Here is a 20,783-nt window from a genome sequence, read left to right on the forward strand (position 1 = left end):
GACCGCTTTCACTCTACCCTGCGAGCGTCTTGTGCTTGTGGAGCTGTGCCGATGTTCACCCTTCGTCCCCTGACCTCATGGGGCTGGTCGTGTTTGCTGCTGGCGTTGGTGTGCCTGCCCCGTGTCGCCCTGGACCTGTACCTGCCGGCCTGGCCGCAGATGGCCCGGGCATTGGAGGTGCCGCCCGCCCAGGTGCAATTCAGCCTGACCGCCTACATGCTTGGCTACGCCGTGTGCATGCTGCTGGCCGGGCCGTTGTGCGACCTTTGGGGGCGGCGGCCCCTGTTGCTGGCGGGGCTCGGCCTGTATGGCGTGGCCACCCTGGGCTGCCTGCTGGCGGTGGACCTGCCGAGCCTGTGCATCGCGCGTTTCTTCCAGGCCCTGGGCGGCTGTTGCGGGCCACTGGTGGCCAGGGTGATGGTGCGCGATCGGTTTGCCGCGCACGACCAGGCGCGCCTGCTGGGGCTGCTGTCCAGCGGCATGGCCATCGCGCCGCTGCTGGCACCTGTGTTCGGCAGCCTGCTGCTGGAGGTACTGGGGTGGCGCGGGTTGTTCGGCGGGTTGTTGATAATCGGCTTGCTGAGCCAGGTGCAGGCGATTCGTTACCTGCCGGAAACGCGCCCAGCCGATGCGCCACCGCCACGGCTGCGCCACGCCTGGCGCCAGGTGCTGGGCAGTCGGGTGTTCTGGCGCAGCTCGCTGGTGATCGGCTGCGCCTATTGCAGTTACTTTCCCTTCATCAGCGAATCTTCGTTGCTGCTGCAACACGGCCTGGGTTTGTCGCCGCAAGTCTATGGACTGGTGCTGGGCGGGACAGTGGCCGCCTATGCGGCAGGGTCGCGCGGCTATGGCCCGTTGGTCCGACGCCTGGGCAACGAGCGGGTGATCGCCCTTGGGTGCGCCATCAACCTGGCCGGCAGCGCAGGGCTGCTGGCCCTGCAACTGGCGGACGCGAGCCTGTGGGCACTGCCCCTGGCGCTGTTGCCGGTGATGCTTTCGGTGGGGCTGATCATCCCGGCGTGCCAGTGGGCCGTGCTGCAGCCCTTCGCTGCGATTGCCGGCACGGCCTCGGGCGGGTTCTTCTTCGTGCAGATGCTGCTCACGGCGCTGAGCAGCGCGCTGACCGGTGTATGGTCCGACGGTAGCGCATGGCCGATGGTGGGTATGACGGTGGCGGCGAGCGCCTTGTTGCCGGGGGTGTTGTGGGTGACCGCGAGCAGGCCACGGGCTCGGGCGAAACACGTGCTGCTGGCGGGGGAATGAGCCCAGACCTTCAAGGGGTTTGACGACAAGGTTGCAGCGCCTATGAGATCGAGCGCCGCCCACGCGGCGCATCGCGGATACAGGTATGTTTCGGGCCAGTTATGGCAGGGAGGGTTTGTCGGTTGGCGCTGTAGGAGCGGATTCATCCGCGATGTGCCGCGCGGGCGGCGCTCGATCCCAAGAGCACTGCCAGGCTAACGCCCAGCACACTGGCAACAACACCGTTCCATCATTCCCGGTCGCAACCGGTCGGTACCGGCCATGAATGCGCCGGACGCTGGTCCTTCACCGCCTCAGGCACATCTATCGGTGCTTCGCCCGGCCCCAGCAGCGTCTCGATCTCACGCACGCTGCGCAGGTAGGGCGTCAGGTCGGTGCCCAACCCGGCCTGGTGCGGGATCCACCAGGCGATGACTTGCGGCTGCCCAGCGTCATCCTCGGTCAACAGTACCTTCCAGAACACCTCCGGTGTGGCGATGCCATGGCTCTGGGCGAAGTAGTCATTGGCCAGCGCCTCGCCTTCATGGCCGAACACCACGCCGCCGATCACCTTGGTTGGATGCCGGTCCCGATAACATTCGCTGAGCAGTTCGGTCTGGTACCACGTCTGGCTATTGTGCGTGGCCAGCTGCGGGACGATATTGCTCATCAGGTTGGAGGCATCCATTGCCGCGCGGTCGTCATCGAAATGGTTGTTGGCCGCCAGGTGACCACGGTGGAAACCCTTGGGCTGCGAATAGGCCTTGGCCGACAGCTGGCCCACGCAGCCCGGGGGCAGGTCGCGATCGATGCGGAAGTTGTCCTTGCGCTCCAGGTGGCCCTCGTCCCGGTCGAGGGTGAAGGTGAAGCGGTGGGGCTCGCCACGCTGGCAGTCGTACCAGAGCTGGAAACGGCCGCGGTCGAGCAGGGTGAGCTTGGCAGGTGGTGAAGGCAGTGTCTCGGGTGGGGTGGGGGACGGTAGCCGAGGGGCGCAGGAAGTCAGGGTGAGAACGAACAGCAGGAACAGCAAACGGCGCATGGCGCGTCATCCTTGGACGAACAACGAAGGCGAGCTTGCTCCGCAAGGAAATACCTTGCGGAACAAACAGTTGGGCGCATTCTACCGACCTGCGCCCAATGCTTCACTCATCCAGGAGCGCGAGTATGGCGCCTGCTGGGCGGGTGATCGCGGCTGAAGCCGCTCCTACGGGGTTGCATGGCTTCAGAAGCGCACGTCCATCGCCACCTCGAAGGTGCGTGGCGCGCCCATGTAGTACTGGGTGCCGTAGGCCTGCTTGGCATATACCTCGTCGGTGAGGTTGCGTACCCGTCCGGTCAGGGTGGTGTGCGCGTCCAGGCGGTAGCGGGCGAAGGCGCCGAACAGGGTGTAGGCCGGGGCCTTGAGGGTGTTGGCGTTGTCGGCGTACACCGAGTCGACATAGCGTGCATCCACGCCGGCCGACCAGGCCGGGGTGAAGCTGTAGGTCAGCCACAGGTTGCCGACATTGGCCGGCACGTTGACCGGCGCATTGCCCTTGCGCGACACCGACACGCCATTGACCGCTTCGTTGAACTCATCGTACTGGGCATCGACGTAGGCGTAGTTGGCTTCGGCGAGCAGCTTCGGGGTGACCTGCAGGCGCCCGGACAACTCGATGCCACGCGAGGTCTGCTGGCCCGCCTGGACAGTCAGGTTGGGGTTGCTGGAGTCGCGCACGGCGAAGTCCTTGCGCACGATCTGGTACACCGCCACGGTCGCCGCGCCGCGCCCATCGAGGAAGTCGAACTTGCTGCCGGCTTCCCACTGTTCACCCTTGGACAGGTCGAACAACCCCACGTTGGAGTAGGTGGCTGCGGCCAGCGAGCCGGCCGGCAGGTCGGCGGCGGTGCTGTATTGCACATAGACGCTGGCCGATGGGGTCAGTGCGTAGGTCAGGCCGACCCGCCCGGACAGCGGCTCCCAGCGCCGCTCGAAGTAGGCGGGCGACGTGGGGCTGACGGCACCGTAGTTGTTCACCTCCATGTCCAGGTAGTCGTAGCGCAGGGCCGTGAGCAGGGCCAGGCGATCGGTCAGCGCCAGGCGGTTCTCGGCGAACAGGGCGCGGTTGACGACTTCGTGGTGACGCTGGCGGGTGAGGCCACGGTTCACGCCAGGGATGGCGTCGAAGCTGCCGGGGTCGAAATGGTCCGGGTCGACCACGTCGCTCCAACTGCTGGAGGTGGGGTAGAGGTCCTGGCGCATGCGTGACCAGTCCAGGCCCATGGCCCACTGGGTCGGCAGGCCGAACAGGCTGTTGTCGTGGCGCAACTCGACACGGTCGCCGAGCACGCTCTGGGCGTGGCGTTGCAGGTAGGGGCTGGCGCGCACCACGTTGCCTGCGCCGTTGTAGCGATAGTTCTCGACGTTGCGGTAATCGCGCTCGGCTTTGTAGTGGTACAGGGTGTTATGCACGCTGGTGCTGTCGCTGAACTGGTAGTCGAGCATCGAGCGCAGCCAGCGCACGCGTTGTTCGTAGCGGCCGTCGGCGACGTTGTAGTTTTCGAAGCGGCGGCTGTTGTCGATCTTCATGGTGCTGCGCCCAGGCAGGATCGGCGAGCCCCAGTATGGGCTGTCTTCCTTGTCCTCCTGGTACTCCACGGCGAAGGTGTGGGTGAGGTCGGGAGTGAGGTCGCTGAGCACGGAAAAGGCCAGGCTGTCGGTCTTGCGCTGGTTGCGGTCGATGTAGCCGTTGCCCTGGCTGCGGCTGAAGTCCAGGCGGGCGAAATGACGGGCGTCGGCGGGGTTGCTGGCCAGGGCCTGGTTGATGCCGAAGGTGTACTCGGCGTCGTCGTAGCTGCCATAGCGGATGCGCCCGTCGACGGTCTGCTGGTCGCGGCTGGCGAGCTTGGTGATGTAGTTGATCGAACCGCCCACGGAGCCAGCGCCGTGCAGGAACGACGACGGGCCTCCCAGCAGCTCGACACGGTCGATCACCCAGGCGTCGACCGGGCGGGTGGCGCTGCTGTAGCCCAGGTTGATGCCGTTGTAGAGCTGGGTCACCTGGCTCTGGGTGAAGCCCCGGTAGGTGACGAAACCGCCGTAGCCCGGGTTGGCCGAGGCGTTGACGCCGGTCATGGCGTTGATCACGTCCTGGGTGTCCTTGGCGTCGCGCTGCTCGATCACCCGGCGGTCGGAAACGCTTACCGAGGCAGGGGTTTCCCGAGCGGTCAAGCCAAGGCGCGAGCCGGTGCGGATCGGCTCGTCCAGTTGCACGCCCGAGGGGGCTTCGCGCTCACCGTCGACGGTGGTGGCAGAGAGTTCGACGGGTGCGTTTTGCGCCCAGGCACAGGTGCAGGTGGCGCCCATCAGGAGCACCAGGGAGGTGTTGCGGATCATGTTGTGTTTTCCACGCAAGGGTCATGGCAAGGCCCGACCGCCTTGGCGAGCACGCACGGGCGCGTCGGCCAAGGGTCAGGCGAACGGTTCGGTTGCGGGGAAAAGAGGCGGGGAGGCGCGGGGATTGATGGCGTGGCGCAGGTAGCGTGGCGGGGGCTGTGCCCAGCTGCGCACGACAATCGGGGAAGGGGCGTGGCCCTGCACTGCAGTGAACGACCAACCACCGCTGGCCAACGGCACCGCGAGGGCAAAGGACGAGCACACCGGGCAATCGAGCTGTGCCATGTGCTGGTCGCCCCCGGCACCGTCCAGGTCGATGGCCGAGCCGTGCTCACTGTCCAGCGAGCAGAAGCCACCTTCGAGGCCGGACAGGCGCAAGCCACTCATCTGGCCGTGGTGCATGCCGCACAGCAATAGGCTGAACAGGACGCTGGCATACAGCGCCCAGGCGGTCAGCGAACGTGTCCGACGGGTGGTTTTCATGGCGGCGAATCTACCATCCGGATGGATGGCGTGCTTCGCGCCATGCTGTGGCGGATTGTCGCAGCGAGGCTTGGACGAGCCCCAGGCCTCGGCCGCTCAAGGTGTCATTGGCCGACCGCGGAGTCATCCTGCGACAGCAGCGCCTTGGCCAGTTCCTCGTCGCTGATCTGCAACCCCGGGTTGTCATGGCGAGCCTGCGCCAGTGCCGATTCCAGGTAGGCGCCACGAATCGCGCCGCCACTGGCGACGAAGGCCGACAGCTCGTCGCGGGCCGGAATGATGCGCTTATCGTCCTTGAAGGTGGAGTACAGCGAGGCGGAGATGCCCGCCGAGGTGGCGACGTCACCGGCATCGACGCGGGCCAGGGCGGCACCGGCGGGCAACAGGAGCAGCAGCGATGAAGCGAGCAGTAAGGGGCGCATGGCGAGTCCTCCGGAAGGTGAGGCCAATGGGAGTTACTGCATGATGTTAAGAGCGGTGGGGCGGGGCCGGAGTTCCACAGAAAACCGAACCCACCGCATGACCCTGTAGGAGCCAGCCTTGCTGGCGAACACCGGCAAGGCCGGTGCCAGGCCCCCAATGCCTTTTTCATCGAGGCTGGCTAGATCAACGCGTGATGTTCAACCCATCAAGCAGCGCCAGCAACTTCGTCCTACCTGCTTCATCCAACCCGAACACCGGGCGCCGAGGCTCGCCGACCGGCAACCCGGTCAATCCCAGGCCGGCCTTGATGGTGGCCGGCAAGCCGCCCTTGAGGATGAAGTCCAGCAGGGGCAACTGACGGTAGAACAACGCCCTGGCCTGCTCCAGGTCACCCGCCAGCACCGCCTGGTACAGCCGCTGGTTGAGCGCGGGAATCAGGTTGGCCGCCGCCGTGCACCACCCCGTGGCACCCGCGACGAAGGCCTCCAGCGCCAGCGGGTTGCAGCCGTTGTAGAACGGCACCTGCCCCTCGCCAAGCAGCTGCAGCTTGTGCATGCGCTGGATGTCGCCGGTGCTCTCCTTGACCATGGTCACGTTGTCCACCTCGCGCACGATGCGCAGGATCAGCTCCACGGGCATGTCGGTGCCGCTGGTGGCGGGGTTGTTGTAGAGCATGATCGGCAGGTCGATGGCGGCGCCGATGGCCCGGTAGTGCTGCACGATCTCGGCTTCGCTGAGCTTCCAGTAAGCCGACGGCAGCACCATCACCGCGTCCGCGCCGTGTTGCTGGGCGAAACGCGCGCGGCGGATGGCACCGGCGGTAGTCAGGTCGGAGACGCTGACGATGCTGGGCACGCGCCTGGCGATGCGTTCGAGGCTGTACTGGGCGACCTGCTGCCATTCGCTGTCGCTCAGATAGGCACCTTCGCCAGTGCTGCCCAAGGGCGCGATGGCCTGCACGTCGCCTGCGATCAGGCGGTCGATGGACTGGCCCAGCGCAGGCAGGTCGAGCTGCGCGCCGTCCTGGCTGAACGGGGTGATGGTGTAGCCGATGATGCCGTGGAATCGAGTAGTCATTCTGGATGTCTCCGCAAGCAAGGCAAAAGAGGGTCAGGCAAGGCAGTCGGCGTGCTGGCGCAGGCACTGCCGGGCGAAGTAGTTGAAGGCTGCGCCGTGGCGCTTGGGGCGGTCGATCCAGTCATGGGCGTCGCGGCCCAGCGCCGGGTCGATCGGCTTGACGGTTCCGGCGGCCATGGCCAGCAATTGCAGGCGCGCGGCGCGTTCGATCAGTTGGGCGTAGACACAGGCCTGCTCGATGCTGGTGCCGGTGGAGAGCTGGCCGTGGTGCGACAGCAGGATGGCGCGCTTGTCGCCCAGGGCGTTGCTGATGATCTCGCCTTCCTCGTTGCCCACCGGCACACCGGGCCAGGCTTCGAGGAACGCGCAGTCTTCGTACAGCGGGCACAGGTCCATGTGCGAGACCACCAGGGGCACTTCGAGCATCGACAACGCGGCGACATGGGTGGGGTGGGTGTGGATGATGCAGTTGACGTCCGGGCGGGCGCGGTACACCCAGCTGTGGAAGCGGTTGGCCGGGTTGGGCATGCCTTCGCCCTCCAGCACTTCGAGGTCTTCGTTGACCAGCAGCAGGTTGCCGGCCGTGATCTCGTCGAAGCCCAGGCCCAGTTGTTGGGTGTAGAAGGTGCCCGGTTGCGGGCCTCGGGCGCTGATCTGCCCGGCCAGGCCCGAGTCGTGGCCATGGTCGAAGAGAATTCGGCAGGTCAGGGCCAGCTTTTCGCGTACGGTCCACGTATTATCCGCGAGCGAGCCTTGCATCTGTTTCAGTGCTTTTTGCACCAGCTGGTCTTTGCTGTGTGTCAGGGTATTGGCCATTGGGGGTCTATCCTCTGTGGCGTGACGGTGGATGTCATGGCTGGCTCGCCCCTTTGCTTTCGACGGTGGAGGGGCGATCAACTGATGACACAAATAATCCTATATGACACAAAGTGTCATAAGCAAGTGCGTTTGTTCGGGAAACCCGCGTCACATGTCCATTCGACTGAAACTGCTGCGAAAGAAACTGGGGATCACCCTCGAGGTGCTGGCCGAAAAGTCCGGCATGACCAAGAGCTACCTGTCCAAGGTCGAGCGTGGCCTGAACACGCCTTCGATTGCCGCCGCGCTAAAACTGGCGCGGGCGCTGAACGTCAATGTCGAGGAGTTGTTCGACGGCGAGCACACCGGCCAGGCGCGCTACAGCCTGGTGCGCCGCGGCGAGCGCCAGGCCCTGGTGGGCAGCGACGAAGGGCCGGGGTATGCGGTGCTGACCTCGCAGGTGGGGCAGCGCAGCTTGTTGCCGTTCCTGATCCAGCCGCCGACCGAATTCAGCGACCCGACGTTCAAGGCGCACGAGGGCGAGGAATTCCTGTTCGTCCACGAGGGGCAGGTGGAGGTGGACTTCATGAGTGAGCGGGTGCTGCTGGAGGCGGGGGATGCCTTGCACTTCAACGCCCAGACGCCGCATCGCCTGCGTTCGGTCGGTGAGCGCCAGGCTCAGTTGCTGGTGGTGGTGCAGGGCGGCGAAGGCTGAGGGCGGGGTGGTTCGCCGGCTGGCCGGCGAACCTTCGGTCGATCAGCCCTTGGCCGCCATCGCCGTCACTTCCACACGCATGCCTTCAAAAGCCAGCGAGGCGACGCCGACCGCCGCACGCACCGGCCACGGCTTGCTGAAGAAGCGCTGGTACACCTCGTTGAACGCCGGGCGGTCGGCCATGTCGGTCAGGTAGATGGTCAGGTGCAGTACCCGGTCCATCGAGCTGCCGGCGCGCTCCAGGGCGACCTTCAGCGCCTGCAGGGTGCATTCGCATTGCGTGGTGATGTCGCCCAGCTCCAGGCTGCCGTCGGCGTGTACAGGGATCTGGGTGCTGACCAGCACGCCGTTGTATTCGGCGACGTCGGAAGAAATGGAATCGGCGTCCGGGTCCGGGGTGAAGATGATGTCTGCGTTTGCCATGGGGTATTTGCCTTGCGACGGAAGGAAAACGGCAAGCCTACGCGAGCGGTCGGGGCGGGTCGAGTCGGGGCTCCGGTCGCGCGGATTTGAAAAGTCCGGCCGGGCTCGGCAGAATCGCGGGCCGCTCCGGCCATCGACGCCGGATCCTGGTTGTGAAATGAGGCTGCCGTTGAACGAACACACCTTGTCCATGCGTCTGCAACGCGTGGCCGCGCATGTGCCCGAGGGGGCGCGACTGGCCGATATCGGCTCCGACCACGGCTACCTGCCGGTGGCGTTGATGCGCCGTGGCGCGATCACCGCTGCGGTGGCCGGCGAAGTGGCGCTGACCCCGTTTCTCTCGGCGCAACGCACCGTGCGCGAGAATGGGCTCGAAGACCGCATCACCGTGCGCCAGGCCAACGGCCTGGCCGCCATCGAGCCGGCTGATGACATCACCGCCGTCAGCATGTGTGGCATGGGTGGCGAGACCATCTGCGCCATCCTCGACGCGGGCAAGCAGCACTTGCATGGCCAGGAGCGGCTGGTGCTGCAGCCCAACGGTGGCGAACAGCCGCTGCGCCAATGGCTGGCGGACAACGGCTATCGCATCCTCGGCGAGGAAGTGCTGCGGGAGAATCGCTTCGACTACGAGATCATCGTCGCTGAACGGGGCGAGGTGCCGTCTTACAGCGCCGAGCAATTGTATTTCGGGCCGCTGCTGATGCAGGAGCGCAGCCCGGCGTTCCTGTTCAAGTGGCAGCGTATGCTGCGCCAGAAGCAGCAGACCCTGGCCAACTTCACCCGTGCCCGCCAGGCGGTGCCGCAGGACAAATTTGACGACATCAGCCGCCAGGCCCGCTGGATCAGCGAGCTGCTGGCCTGATTTGCGATGACTGGGGCTGCTACGCAGCCCGTTCGCGGCACAAGGCCGCTCCTACAGAAGAGCGCGATTTCCTGTAGGAGCGGCCTTGTGCCGCGAACGGGCGCGTAGCGCCCCCAGCACCTTCAAAAATCGCTCAGTGCGGGTTGACCACCTCTGCTGGCACCTTCAGCACCAACCCCCCACCCAGCACGATGGCCACCGCCAGCACCTGCAGCGCCAACCCCGGGCTCTGCGTGGCATCGCGCATCCAGCCGATCAGGTAAGGCGCCAGGAACGAGGCGATACTGCCGAACGAGCTGATCATCGCGATGCCCGCCGCCTGGGCGCCCCCGGACAGGAACGCCGGGGGCAATTGCCAGAACATCGGCAACGCGGCGCTGGCACCCATGCCTGCCAGCACCAGCCCACTCATCACCAGCGCGGCATTGCCTGGCGCCAAGCCGGCCAGGGCGATACCTGCGGCCGCCATCAGCAACGGCAGGCACAGGTGCCAACGCCGCTCGCGACGGCGGTCCGACGAGCGTCCGCAGGCGAGCATGAACAGGCAGCCGGCCAGGTAAGGCACGGCGCTGAGCAGGCCGACCTGGCCGTCGCTGCCGATCCCGGCGCCGTGGATCAGGCTCGGCATCCAGAACGCCAAGGTGTTCACCGCCAGCATCACGGCGAAGTAGACCGCCACCAGCAACCACACGTGTCGGTCGGTGAAGAGCCCTGCGAGCGAAGCGATGGGTTTGTGCCGTTCCTCACGGTCGATCTCTGCGCGCAAGGCTTGCTTTTGCTCCGTGCTCAGCCAGTCGACCTGCTCGAAACTGTCTGGCAGCGTCTTGAGCACCACCAGCCCCAGCAGCACGACAGGCAGGCCTTCGATCAGGAACATCCACTGCCAGCCGCGCAAGCCGCCCTGATCGTGGAACGCTTGGAGGATGCCGCCGGACAATGGCCCGCCGACCACCCCGGCCAGGGGCACGGCGATGGCGAACAGCGCAGTGACCTGGGCCCGCCGCCGCGCCGGGTACCAGCGGTTGAGCACCACCAGGATGCCGGGGAAGAACCCCGCTTCGGCCACCCCAAGCAAGAACCGCAGGGCATAGAAGCCAGTGGCGTCCTGTACCCACATCATGCCCGTGGACAGCAGGCCCCAGACCACCATCAGGCTGGCGATCCAGCGGCGTGGCCCGACCCGGTCCAAGGCCAGGTTGCTGGGCACGCCGAACAGCGCGTAGGCGATGAAGAACAGGCCGGCGCCAAGGCCGTAGACCGTGTCGGAAAAACCCAGGTCGGCGCTCATCTGCATCTTGGCGAAGCCGATGTTGATGCGGTCGAGGTGGGCGAACAGGTAGCACACCAGCAGCAACGGCATCAGCCGCCAGGTGATGCGGGCATGGGTGGCGTCCGGCAAGTGCGCGGACGGTACGGCGCAGGTTTTTATCGTGTTCATGGTCCAGGACGTTCTTGTTGTTGTCCTGGAGGATCATGCGGCGGCGGGCGAGGGGGGCAAATGCACTTTCAGCAAGATGGCTGGTATTTTTCCCTCGCGTTCCGGGCGTGGCTTACAGCTGCGAGCAGTTGCCCATCTGGCGGTAGTCGATTTCGCGGGTCTGGCCTTGGTGGTCGACGTAGACCATGTGCGCGGTGCCCACCTGGCAATCCTCGGCGTTGCTGGCCGGGGTGATGGAGATGACCTTGGCAATGTCCAGCGGCATGCCGTATTCGTAACGGGCGGCTTCGGCCTGGCTGTCGGTAGCGGCGAGGGCGCCGAACGAGGCGAGGGTGGCGGTCAGGGCGACCAGTGCGATCGAACGTTTCATGGCAGGTTCCTCTTTCTCGGGATGTGCCTATGATTGATTCATTTACGTTTCACAATAAATGGTCTATCCCGTGATAGATTCCTGCCTTTCATGTATGAATGAGAGCGACGCCTCATGGATATGCTGCATGCGATGCGCACCTTCGCCCGGGTAGTGGAATGTGGCAGCTTTGCTGCGGCGGCCAACGCGCTGGACATCTCGTCGGCCCAGGTGTCGCGGATCGTCGCGGAGCTCGAGAACCAGCTGCAGACCCGCCTGCTGCACCGCACCACCCGCAGGCTGCGCATGAGCGAGGCGGGCGAACGCTTTCTCGAGCGCTCGCGGCAGATCATGCTGCTTACCGAAGAAGCCATGGACGAGGCGCGCGGCGCCCATCTCACGCCGCGCGGCCATTTGCGCTTTCACTGCACCCATGGCCTGGGGTTGCTGATGATGCCGCTGGTGGCCCGCTACAACGGCGCCAACCCCGAGGTGGTGATGGAGTTGACGCTCTCCCAGCGCAACCCCGACCCGTTGGCTGAAGGCCATGACGTGGTGATCACCATCGGCCAGGGGCTGCCGGACTCGCAACTGATCGCCATTCCCCTGGGCAGCATCCACAGTATTCTCTGCGCTTCGCCCGACTACCTGGCCCGCCACGGCGTGCCCAAGCACCCGGAAGACCTGCACGAGCACGTCTGCCTGCGTACGGTCGACCCTTTGTTCGAGGAAGACTGGTCGTTCGAGCAGGCGTCGGAGACGTGTGTGATCGTGCCGCAGGACACGTTCCTCACCAACGTCGCCGACGCGATGCTCAAGGCCACCGAGCTGGGCATGGGGGTGGGGCTGCTGCCGTACTATTCGGCCAGCCAGGCGATGGAGGAGGGCCGCCTGTGCCGTTTGCTGGCGCCTCACCGGCTGCGTCAGCGCGAGATCTATGCGATCTACCCGTCGCGGCACTACCTGGACGCCAAGGTGCGCACCTGGCTGGATTTTCTCAAGGAGCAGTTGCCGGTGTTGTTCCAGGAGCACCAGCGGGTGGCGGACGAGCCGCGTTATTGGCGTTAGGGCCTGCCTGTTGAACGACACCCGCCTGTAGGAGCCGGCTTGCCGGCGAACACCGGCAACGCCGGTGCCAGCCACCGCGTCGCCCGGTTCGCCGGCAAGCCGGCTCCTACAGGTTCAGCACAATCTTCACCAGGTGCCAGCCAGCGGATACTCCACCGCCAACCTGATCTGCTCCGCGTCCAGCTCCGCCTGGGCCGCATTCCCGCGGTGTACGTTGTGCCTCAGTGAAATCGCCAGCCCCTTGGCTGTGCCACCCTGCACCACGTAGCGTGCCTCCAGGTCCCGCTCCCAATGCTTGCCACCCTCGCCATAGCCCAGGTACGCGTAGCCACCGCTGCGGTCGACATGGCCGCCATCGATGTCGAACCCGCGCACATACAGCGCTGTCAGGCTCAGCCCAGGCACGCCATAGGCACCCAGGTTCAGGTCGTAGCGCGCCTGCCATGACTGCTCGTTGGGCGCATTGAAGTCGGACAGCTGTACCGCGTTGCCAAGGAAGACCGCCCCGCGGGTGACTTAGTCGAATGGCGTGTTGCCGGCCACCTGCTGCCAACCCAGGCTGAGCGTGTGCGGCCCCTGGGCATAGCGGGACACCAGGCTCCAGGTGGTGTTGTCGATGCTTCCTGACAACGCCTTGCCGATGTCGGTGGTGCGATACAGGTTCAGGTCGAGGCTGACGCTGCGCTGGTCGTCGATGGCGTGGCTGAGGGTGCCGCCGAGGTAATGCTGGCGCCAGGTGTCCTTGTAGCGCGAGGTGAAGAGGCTGGCGCTGACGCTGTTGGTCGGGCTCCACACCGCCCCGGCCAGGTCGAACGCACCGCCCTGGCGGCCATTGGAATAATTGACCACGAAGCCCTGACCGTGGCTCGAGGCATTGCGGTCGGTGCTTTCGTTGAAGTGCCCGGCGACCAGCTTGAACCGGTCGACTTCGTTGCTTGTGAGAAACCAGCCGGTGGCGGTCTCGGGCAGCAGACGGCTGTCGGAGGAACTGAACACCGGCGTTTTCACGCGTTGTTCGCCATACGCCAGCACCGTGTTCGACATCCTCAGTTTCACCGCGCCACCACCACGGCTGTACGCGTCCTTGGGATGGCCCTGGTTGTCGACCCCGAGCAGGCGCGCCTTGCCCGCGCGGCCACCGCCGCTGTCGAGCTGCACGCCCTGGTAGGCGTGGGCGTCGAAGCCGACGCCGATCAGGCCCTGGGTGAAGCCGGAGCTGAATGAGCCCATCAAGCCGTAGGCCCATTCCTCGCCCTTGCCGTTGCGTTCGGCACGTGGCTTGTAGGTGTTGCGCGCGGCGTTGTTGCGTCCACCGTGGCGGTAGTCGCGTTGGTCGAAGACGCTGCGGTTGAGCAGGCTCCAGGTGCTGTCTTCAAGCAGCCCCCTGGCCTGCGACTGGGCGGAGTCGGCCAGGGCCAGGGGGCTGAGGCCGAGCATGGGCAGGGCAAGGGCGAAGCGGCGCAGCGGCATGGTCAAGCTCCCCGGGTCAGAAGTACTTGAGCCAGGCAATATCGCGGCGGCGTGCCTTGAGACGCGCGAACCCGCGCACCGGCAGGTAGAGCGCAAGCGCCAGCAGCACCGCGACCAGCCACACCGCGCCGATGCCGTCGAAGCCGAAATAAGCCCCCTGGTTCAGGCCGAACAGGGCGACGCCTGCGAGGTACAGCAGCTTCAACACGTACAGGTGCAGCAGGTAGAAGAACATCGGCGCGGCGCCGAACACGGCCAGCATGCCGATCCAGCGAGCGCTGCCGGCGCGTTCGAAGCCGCGCAGCAACAGCAGGCCCAAACCCAGGGTCAGGGTCAGGAACAACAGCGACGGTGGGTACTTGGTGATGTTGAAGAAACTCATCAGGGTCTGGGTGGTGTTCGGGTACACGCTCCACGGCGCTTCGCCATAGCCATTGAGTACACGCAGCGCGACAAAGCCGAGCAGGGCGCCGGCACCGGCCACAAGCAAGTGCCGTTGACGCTGGCTGGCGCTGCCGCCGCGGGCGAACCACGGACCCAGGCCGTAGCCCAGGGCAATCACCCCGATCCAGGGCAGCACCGGGTAGGAGGTGCGCAGGCGCAAATGCTCGCCAACCGCCAGCCAGCCACGGTCATGCAGGATCGCCCACGGCACATGCAGCGCTGATGTGGCGTCGAAGTGCAGGCCATCGAGCAGGTTGTGCCCGCCGATGATCGCCACGCCAACCAGCACCAGCGCTGGCCGCGGCAGCCACACCAGCAGCGACAGGGCAATCATGCTGAGGCCGATGGCCCAGATCACCTGCAGGTAGATCACGCTCGGCGGCAACTGGAAGGTCCAGGCAAAGTTGACCAGGGTGAACTCCAGCACCACCAGGAACAACCCACGCTTGAACAGGAAGGCGGCGACATCGCCACGCCCCTGGTGTTTTTCGCCGTAGAGCCAGGCGGACAACCCGGTGAGCAGCACGAACACCGGCGCGCACAGGTGTGCCAGCGTACGGCTGGCGAACAAACCGGGGTCGGTGGCATCGATGGTCATAGGGTCGCTGACCTGGCGGTGCAGGTAGAAGGTTTCCCGCACGTGGTCCAGCAGCATGAACAGGATCACCAGGCCGCGCAGGGCATCGATGCTCTGCAGGCGCTGGGAGAGGAGGGAGGGCGGGGCGCTAGTCATCGAGGAGGGGTCGCTGAAGGATGGGAATGAATGCCGAATGAAATGTTATCCTATATCTTTTTCTGGGCGCCTGGATAGAGGTAGGAGCCGGCCTTGCCGGCGAAAAGGCCGCCCCCGAAGACCTCTATTCCAAATTCTGGCGCAATGCCTCGATAAACGCCCCTTCCACCCGACTCATGCGCTGGTTCCGTTCCACATTAGGTGAATTTCCACATCGGAAATCTCAAACATACTCACTTCTTGAACTCTGCTTTGAACTGGAATGTGGTCGCGCCATTTGTAAACCCCTCCATAAAAACTGCTGATCTACTCATCTGCTTCACCGCCAATTATTTATCAGCGGAATAGTACTTGTAGAACCTCCGTGTATTCGCTTTTAGAAGAGACCCTAACAACGCACCCGCCGACAGCGCCTCATCGGTTGCCAAGTAGGCCAGTGCCCCTCCCGCTCGATATAAATCGCTTCGAGACCTCCTGATAGCCTTTCCTGACAGGCCCCTCTACACATGGCCAAAACTTGGGATCAGTCAACGCTTCGCGAGGTCATAGCCCAAATATGGAAAAGAAACATTGTCACAGTAAGGAAAACCACGAGCCAGAAACCAAAATCAGTTATCGAATTGTAGGGAAATTGGATAAGCCCCTCCCCACCCAACATTTCAATATAAACGCCGCCCATAAAGCCGTGGAATAATAACGACCCTAAAAACTGCAAAAATCCATCCATATCCTTAAAAACGAATCTATTCAGAAATAAGCTAATTACGACATCACACATCGAAAAAAGCCCCAGAAGAAGCAGCTTCATTTCGTGTACTCATCCACCCACTGTTTAATTGTCAGGCCAGATGTGGAAAGCTCGACTGCAAGCCCTCCCTTACCTAGCTGTTTTATTTTTCGTTCTTTGTCAGCATCCATATATCGATATAGCCGCCATGCATCTCGCCTTGGAACCTTTCGCCACATCGCCCGCCCCGACAGGAAAAGATCCGCCGTGTAGTACGCGAGATTCCCATCCCGCTCGCTATACCCCAGGCTCTTAGCTGCATCCTGATAGAATTCCCTCACAGGCCCGACCACATCAGTTCGACCTTCGTAGAGACCCTGGGCATTCTCGTAGAGGTTATTACCCCCATGCATGATCAACGGCGCCCCGTGAATCGCGCATGTGGAGCCGAGACTCCCTATGCAGCTCCCTAACCCAGTAGCCAGTTGCGAGGCACCGCCAGCCATGCCTCCCAACTGAGTAAGTATCCGCGACGCTTGCGAGTAAAGACTTTTCTTCTCGGCCAGAATCCGCTCCAGCCCTTGCTCCGGGCTGATCCGTCGCTCATACACATCATCCATCACCCGCCGCGCGTAATAAGCCAGTTCCCGATTGAACTGCATCCGCGCCCGCCGATCGCTCAGGTATTTGGCACTGACCCCACAGCCATAACTGATCAACCGAGACGCCGCCGCATTCACCTCCCAATACGCCTCATCCAGCCGCCCACCATATTCTTCGCGCTGGCTCATAGCTCTTCCCCCCACGTGGCGTACCCGGTGGTACCGGCAGCGTGATGAATCCAGCTGATGGCCCGATAGCTGATAAGCAGCCGCTCCTCGGCATCCTGGTCGGTCAAGAGCGTCGCGTGGGGCACGTCCAGCTCCTGGCGGACGACAACCGCGCCCTCCAGCCGCACGGAGAAGTACTTCTCCCGATGGCCCGCCGAATGAATGCGGTACAGCTGGATATCGCAGTCGACCACTTCCCGGCTGTCTACGGCCTGGGCCAGCAAGGGTGTGGCTTTGTCGATGTGCTTGGTGATCGCCACGGGCTGATGCACAGCACGTTGGTTGGTATCAGGGGTGGCAATAGCGTGATTGAAGGACAGCACCGTTATTTCGTCCTGGTGCACAAGCTGGCATTTGTTGCCAATGGATGGCTGGGTATTGCACCCCGCCGAAATCAACCCCTGTCGATGGCCTTTGATATTCATGTAGCCGTTGAACGCCATGGTCTGCTCTCCCTGTAGACAAGGGATGCAGCCTACGAAAACGAGAACAGGTTGTATGCCAGACGCTTCCCAAATATTCACCGGGCGCGGAACGCTCTGTTTATTGCACCTAAGTGCTATAGGCTGTTAGCCATCGCACAAGCGTGCCAGGTGTACTTGAGTATGGGGATTCCCTTGATTGCCAGAGCAAGGGGGCGCCATGCGCCCCACCGCGACGAGCGCTACTTGGCCCACCACTGGGCACCGCCCTTCGGCCAGCTGATGCCACTGTACTTCAGGCGCACGAAGGGGTCGTTCGCCCAATTCATGCCAATGTCATTAAAGGCATCGCCACCCGAGACGAGTTCCAGATCGGCCTCGCTCAGCACCTGAGGGGCACTGCTGGCAGTGGTTTTTTCGGCTTCCGCAGTCTTGAACCTGAACATGGGGTTTCTCCTTGATTGTCTGCGCGCCGTGCTCCTGCACAACGCAGTGACAATCTAGGTGGGCACCTGCTTCGGCCTCAATAGTACGGGTAGGCTAGGTCAAAACGGCTATTGTCACAGCGCCCCGCGGCGCACGTGCTTGACCAGCACCTTCTCCAGCAACTCCCACATCGCAGGGTCGGCGCTGAACGCCACATTGAAACGCATCCACCCGGTCGCCTTGGCATCGACCATGAACAACTGCCCGGGGCCGAGCATGATGCCTTTTTCCATGGCGTCATCGAGCAGCGCCGCACTGTCCGGTATCGCCGGATGGCGGGTCCAGATGTACATCCCTTCGTCCGACTCGATGAACAGCTCGAAGCCCAGTCGGTGCAGGTGCCGGCCCACTTCCTGGTGCGCTTCGGCCAGGCGCTGGCGCAGGCGCTTGAGGTGCTTGCGCCAGCGGCCGTCGATGATCGCGGCGTACACCACCCGCTCCATCACCTGCGAGGTGGTCAGGCCCGAGCGCATCTTCAGGTGCAGCAACTGCTGGGTCAGCTCCGGGTTGGCCAGCAGGTAGCCGACCCGCACGTTGGGCGAGATGCTTTTCGAATAGCTGCCGACATACACCACTTGCTGCAGGTGGTCCAGGCTCGCCAGGCACGGCAGCGGGTCGGCGATCATGTCGGCGTAGAGGTTGTTCTCCACCAAGCGGAAACCGTGCTGGCTGGCCAGTTGCAGCAGGCGGTGCAACTGCGCCAGCGGGGTGCGCGAGCAGGTCGGGCTGTGCAGGTGCGGCTGGGTGAAGAACGTGGTGGGGCGGTGGTGCGCCAGCAGGCGTTCGAGGTGATCGAGGTCGTAGCCGGCCGGGGTGCGTGGCACGCCGATCAGGGTGGCGCCCTGGGTGCGCAGGATGCTCATCAGGTTGGGGTAGCCGGGGTCGTCCACCAGCACCACATCGCCCGGGCGCACTAGGGTGCGCACGGCCAGGTCCAGGGCCTGGCTGGCGCCGTGGGTGAGCATCAGCTGCGCCGGGTTGGCGACGATCGACAGTTCCTGTTGCAGGTTCTGCGCGGTCAGCGTACGCAATTCCGGCAGGCCCAGCGGGTCACCATAGCCGGACAGCTCCAGCGGGCTGCCGGCCACCTGGCGCAGGCCGCGACGCAGGCCTTCCTCGTACATCCAGTCGTTGGGCAGCCAGCCGCAACCTGGCTTGAACGGCAACTGGCGGATCTCGAAGATCTGTTGCAGGTACCACTCGGAATTGAAAGTGGGGCGGGTGGTGTCGGCCTCGACGTTGTGCTTGTCCAGCAGCTCGTTCGCTGCACGATTGACGAAGAAGCCCGCATTGCCCTTGCTCACCAGCAACCCCTGGGCCACCAGCCGGTCGTAGGCCTCGACCACGGTGAAGGTGCTCACCGAGTAGGTGGCGGCGAACGCCCGGATCGACGGCACCTTCGCCCCAGGCTTGAGGGTCTGGTCGTCGATCAGCGCGCGCAGTCCGTCGATGATCTGGTTGACCAGCGGGGTGGAGGAGTCCGGATGGAGCTGGAGCATTCGGGGGCCTTCAGGTGTGCGGGACGCCAGGCGCCGGCAGGGGTATCGCGGGTGTATTGGATCGGCGGCCTGTACAGTGCAGTGCGTTTTTCATGCCGCTGTGCATGGCTCAATGTGTTCGACATTTTTACATTACGTGTCAGATATAGCCAACACAGCACGTATCAGCGCCATGAATAATCACAACATCGCTGCTTTGCCGTCGGGGCCCGCCCCGCACCTTCTTCCCGCGTGGCCGGACCCCCAGCGTCCGTCCCCCGCATGGTTCAGTTCGCCCAGAGGGTTGCCTCTGGCCGCGTAAGCAGGCCGCCACGGATGGCCTGCGTGTGCACCGCACACCTCCCTGCCCGCACTGATGTACAGGTGAGACCGATAGCCATCGGGGTTTCACAGTTTTTCCTTGGATAAAAAGAAGCACGGGGTATTTAACTGATGGAAGCTACATCCACATCCACCACTGCGAAGGACGGGCACGAGAGCAAACTCAGTGCCTCGTTGAAGTCGCGCCACCTGACGATGATGTCCATCGCCGGGGTGATCGGCGGCGCCTTGTTCGTCGGCTCCGGCAGCGTGATCCACAGCGCCGGCCCAGCCGCCGTCCTGGCATATCTGGCCGGCGGCATCCTGGTGGTGCTGATCATGCGCATGCTGGGCGAGATGGCGACGTCCTCGCCGGACACCGGCTCGTTCTCCACTTACGCCGACCGTGCCATCGGGCGCTGGGCCGGTTTCACCATCGGCTGGCTGTACTGGTGGTACTGGGTGATCCTGATGGCCTGGGAGGCCTATGTCGCCGGCAAGATCCTGCATGGCTTCTTCCCCGACGTCAGCGTCAACGTGTTCGTGCTGGCCACCACGCTGCTGCTGATCACCGTCAACTTCTTCAACGTCAAGCACTACGGTGAGTTCGAGTTCTGGTTCGCGCTGATCAAGGTGGTGGCGATCGTCTGTTTCCTGGTGGTGTGCACCGCCGCAGTCATGAACGTCTGGCAGTTCGGTGAAGTGCGCGGCATCAGCCACCTGACCGCCGAAGGCTTCATGCCCAACGGCATCACCACGGTGATCGGCGCGCTGCTGGGGGTGATGTTCGCCTTCCTGGGCGCCGAGATCGTCACCATCGCCGCCTCCGAGGCCAAGGACCCGGCCACCCAGATCGTCAAGGCCACCAACTCGGTGGTGTGGCGTGTGTGCCTGTTCTACGTGGGCTCGATCTTCCTGATCGTCTGCCTGGTGCCGTGGAACGACCCGCAGCTGGGTGTCTCCGGTTACGGCGCCTACCGCCGCACCCTGGAGTTGTTGGGCGTGCCCTATGCCGAGTTGCTGATGAACTTCGTGGTGCTGACCTCGGTGAGCAGTTGCCTGATCTCCGGCCACTACACCGCCTCGCGCATGCTGTTCTCCCTGGCCCAGCGTGGCGACGCGCCACGTCTGTTCAAGTTCACCCGCACCGGCACCGGTGTACCGGTGAACGCGATCATCGGTTCGTGCCTGGTGGCGGTGTTCTGCGCACTGATCAACTTCAGCGACACCCTGCGCCCGAAAGACGTGCTGGAAACCCTGATGAACACCACCGGCATGATTGCCCTGCTGGTGTACCTGGTGATCGCCTTCTCGCAACTGCGCATGCGCCGCAAGCTGATCGCCGAGGGCAAGGAAGTGCGCCTGAAAATGTGGTTGTTCCCCTGGCTGACCTACCTGGTGATCGTGTTCATCGTGGCCGCCCTGGTGACCATGGCGTTCATGCCTGACTACCAGATCCTGGTGATCTCCACCGGCATCGCCGCGGCCATCGTGGTGGCCATGGGCGTGGTGCACCAGATCCGTAGCGCCAAGCGTCACTAAGCCTCAGGCGTTGCATGAAACGGCCGGATCCCTCCAGGGAGTCCGGCCGTTTTCGTTCGTTGTGGTGGCGACT

At 64.1% G+C, this 20,783-nt stretch carries 20 protein-coding genes and 1 pseudogene; 5 read left to right on the top strand and 16 right to left on the bottom strand.

Translation table 11 applies throughout. The features are described from left to right. Positions 1 to 51: 51 nt before the first annotated feature. A complete protein-coding gene (locus NGM28_RS04895; protein ID WP_252088883.1) occupies positions 52 to 1,263 on the top strand; it encodes a multidrug effflux MFS transporter in 1,212 nt (403 codons plus the stop codon). A gap of 229 nt (positions 1,264 to 1,492) precedes the next feature. Here NGM28_RS04895 and NGM28_RS04900 read toward each other — a convergent pair whose 3' ends face one another. The 6 genes from NGM28_RS04900 to NGM28_RS04925 form a co-directional block, all read right to left on the bottom strand. Further along, on the bottom strand, positions 1,493 to 2,281 hold the full coding sequence (locus NGM28_RS04900) for a DNA/RNA non-specific endonuclease (protein WP_252088884.1): 789 nt from the start codon (positions 2,279 to 2,281) through the stop codon (positions 1,493 to 1,495). Between the two features lie 183 nt (positions 2,282 to 2,464). Further along, complete coding sequence (locus NGM28_RS04905; RefSeq protein WP_252088885.1) at positions 2,465 to 4,618, bottom strand: TonB-dependent receptor; 2,154 nt, start codon at positions 4,616 to 4,618, stop codon at positions 2,465 to 2,467. Between the two features lie 75 nt (positions 4,619 to 4,693). Beyond that, on the bottom strand, positions 4,694 to 5,101 hold the full coding sequence (locus NGM28_RS04910; protein ID WP_240063588.1) for a DUF2946 family protein: 408 nt from the start codon (positions 5,099 to 5,101) through the stop codon (positions 4,694 to 4,696). Between the two features lie 104 nt (positions 5,102 to 5,205). Further along, positions 5,206 to 5,523 carry a DUF2388 domain-containing protein gene (locus NGM28_RS04915; RefSeq protein ID WP_240063589.1) on the bottom strand — a complete coding sequence of 106 codons (318 nt, stop codon included), beginning with the start codon at positions 5,521 to 5,523 and terminating at the stop codon, positions 5,206 to 5,208. 184 nt (positions 5,524 to 5,707) lie between these two features. After that, complete coding sequence (locus NGM28_RS04920; protein WP_240063590.1) at positions 5,708 to 6,601, bottom strand: dihydrodipicolinate synthase family protein; 894 nt, start codon at positions 6,599 to 6,601, stop codon at positions 5,708 to 5,710. A gap of 33 nt (positions 6,602 to 6,634) precedes the next feature. Beyond that, positions 6,635 to 7,417 carry an aldolase gene (locus tag NGM28_RS04925; protein ID WP_240063591.1) on the bottom strand — a complete coding sequence of 261 codons (783 nt, stop codon included), beginning with the start codon at positions 7,415 to 7,417 and terminating at the stop codon, positions 6,635 to 6,637. Positions 7,418 to 7,571: 154 nt separating this feature from the next. On the opposite strand from NGM28_RS04925, the gene NGM28_RS04930 reads away from it, so the two are divergent. Further along, the gene (locus NGM28_RS04930; protein WP_240063592.1) at positions 7,572 to 8,114 is read left to right on the top strand and encodes a helix-turn-helix domain-containing protein; all 543 of its coding nucleotides are present in this window, start codon (positions 7,572 to 7,574) and stop codon (positions 8,112 to 8,114) included. A gap of 42 nt (positions 8,115 to 8,156) precedes the next feature. Here NGM28_RS04930 and NGM28_RS04935 read toward each other — a convergent pair whose 3' ends face one another. Continuing rightward, on the bottom strand, positions 8,157 to 8,537 hold the full coding sequence (locus NGM28_RS04935) for a RidA family protein (RefSeq protein ID WP_011533591.1): 381 nt from the start codon (positions 8,535 to 8,537) through the stop codon (positions 8,157 to 8,159). A 169-nt stretch (positions 8,538 to 8,706) separates the two neighbouring features. Here NGM28_RS04935 and NGM28_RS04940 point away from each other — a divergent pair, with 169 nt between their 5' ends. Further along, entirely contained in the window at positions 8,707 to 9,402 is a 696-nt protein-coding gene (locus NGM28_RS04940; RefSeq protein WP_286088894.1) for a tRNA (adenine(22)-N(1))-methyltransferase, read from the top strand. Positions 9,403 to 9,535: 133 nt separating this feature from the next. On the opposite strand, the gene NGM28_RS04945 is transcribed toward NGM28_RS04940, so the two are convergent. After that, positions 9,536 to 10,840, bottom strand: coding sequence for an MFS transporter (locus NGM28_RS04945; protein ID WP_252088887.1), 1,305 nt, complete (start codon positions 10,838 to 10,840; stop codon positions 9,536 to 9,538). 112 nt (positions 10,841 to 10,952) lie between these two features. Beyond that, positions 10,953 to 11,210 carry a DUF2790 domain-containing protein gene (locus NGM28_RS04950; RefSeq protein WP_252088888.1) on the bottom strand — a complete coding sequence of 86 codons (258 nt, stop codon included), beginning with the start codon at positions 11,208 to 11,210 and terminating at the stop codon, positions 10,953 to 10,955. A gap of 114 nt (positions 11,211 to 11,324) precedes the next feature. On the opposite strand from NGM28_RS04950, the gene NGM28_RS04955 reads away from it, so the two are divergent. Further along, positions 11,325 to 12,257 carry a LysR family transcriptional regulator gene (locus tag NGM28_RS04955; protein WP_252088889.1) on the top strand — a complete coding sequence of 311 codons (933 nt, stop codon included), beginning with the start codon at positions 11,325 to 11,327 and terminating at the stop codon, positions 12,255 to 12,257. 126 nt (positions 12,258 to 12,383) lie between these two features. Here NGM28_RS04955 and NGM28_RS04960 read toward each other — a convergent pair. From NGM28_RS04960 to NGM28_RS04990, 7 genes and pseudogenes are all read right to left on the bottom strand, one after another. After that, positions 12,384 to 13,727, bottom strand: a pseudogene (locus NGM28_RS04960) (OprD family porin). A 16-nt stretch (positions 13,728 to 13,743) separates the two neighbouring features. Then, on the bottom strand, positions 13,744 to 14,904 hold the full coding sequence (locus tag NGM28_RS04965; protein WP_252088890.1) for an acetyltransferase domain-containing protein: 1,161 nt from the start codon (positions 14,902 to 14,904) through the stop codon (positions 13,744 to 13,746). 523 nt (positions 14,905 to 15,427) lie between these two features. Next, on the bottom strand, positions 15,428 to 15,712 hold the full coding sequence (locus NGM28_RS04970) for a hypothetical protein (RefSeq protein WP_252088891.1): 285 nt from the start codon (positions 15,710 to 15,712) through the stop codon (positions 15,428 to 15,430). Further along, on the bottom strand, positions 15,709 to 16,422 hold the full coding sequence (locus tag NGM28_RS04975) for a DUF4225 domain-containing protein (protein ID WP_252088892.1): 714 nt from the start codon (positions 16,420 to 16,422) through the stop codon (positions 15,709 to 15,711). The genes NGM28_RS04970 and NGM28_RS04975 overlap by 4 nt, the downstream gene beginning before the upstream one ends. Continuing rightward, positions 16,419 to 16,904, bottom strand: a complete 486-nt coding sequence (locus tag NGM28_RS04980; RefSeq protein WP_252088893.1) for an Hcp family type VI secretion system effector — start codon at positions 16,902 to 16,904, stop codon at positions 16,419 to 16,421. Before NGM28_RS04980 ends, NGM28_RS04975 begins: the two co-directional genes overlap by 4 nt. 221 nt (positions 16,905 to 17,125) lie before the next feature. Then, on the bottom strand, positions 17,126 to 17,329 hold the full coding sequence (locus NGM28_RS04985; protein ID WP_252088894.1) for a hypothetical protein: 204 nt from the start codon (positions 17,327 to 17,329) through the stop codon (positions 17,126 to 17,128). A 114-nt stretch (positions 17,330 to 17,443) separates the two neighbouring features. Further along, the gene (locus tag NGM28_RS04990) at positions 17,444 to 18,868 is read right to left on the bottom strand and encodes an aminotransferase-like domain-containing protein (protein WP_252088895.1); all 1,425 of its coding nucleotides are present in this window, start codon (positions 18,866 to 18,868) and stop codon (positions 17,444 to 17,446) included. 432 nt (positions 18,869 to 19,300) lie between these two features. Between NGM28_RS04990 and NGM28_RS04995 the strand changes: the two genes are divergently transcribed. Further along, positions 19,301 to 20,710, top strand: a complete 1,410-nt coding sequence (locus NGM28_RS04995) for an amino acid permease (protein WP_044488010.1) — start codon at positions 19,301 to 19,303, stop codon at positions 20,708 to 20,710. Positions 20,711 to 20,783: the final 73 nt, after the last annotated feature.

Origin of the sequence: Pseudomonas sp. MWU13-3659, assembly GCF_023757525.1 — a bacterium.
Taxonomy (GTDB): domain Bacteria; phylum Pseudomonadota; class Gammaproteobacteria; order Pseudomonadales; family Pseudomonadaceae; genus Aquipseudomonas; species Aquipseudomonas entomophila_E.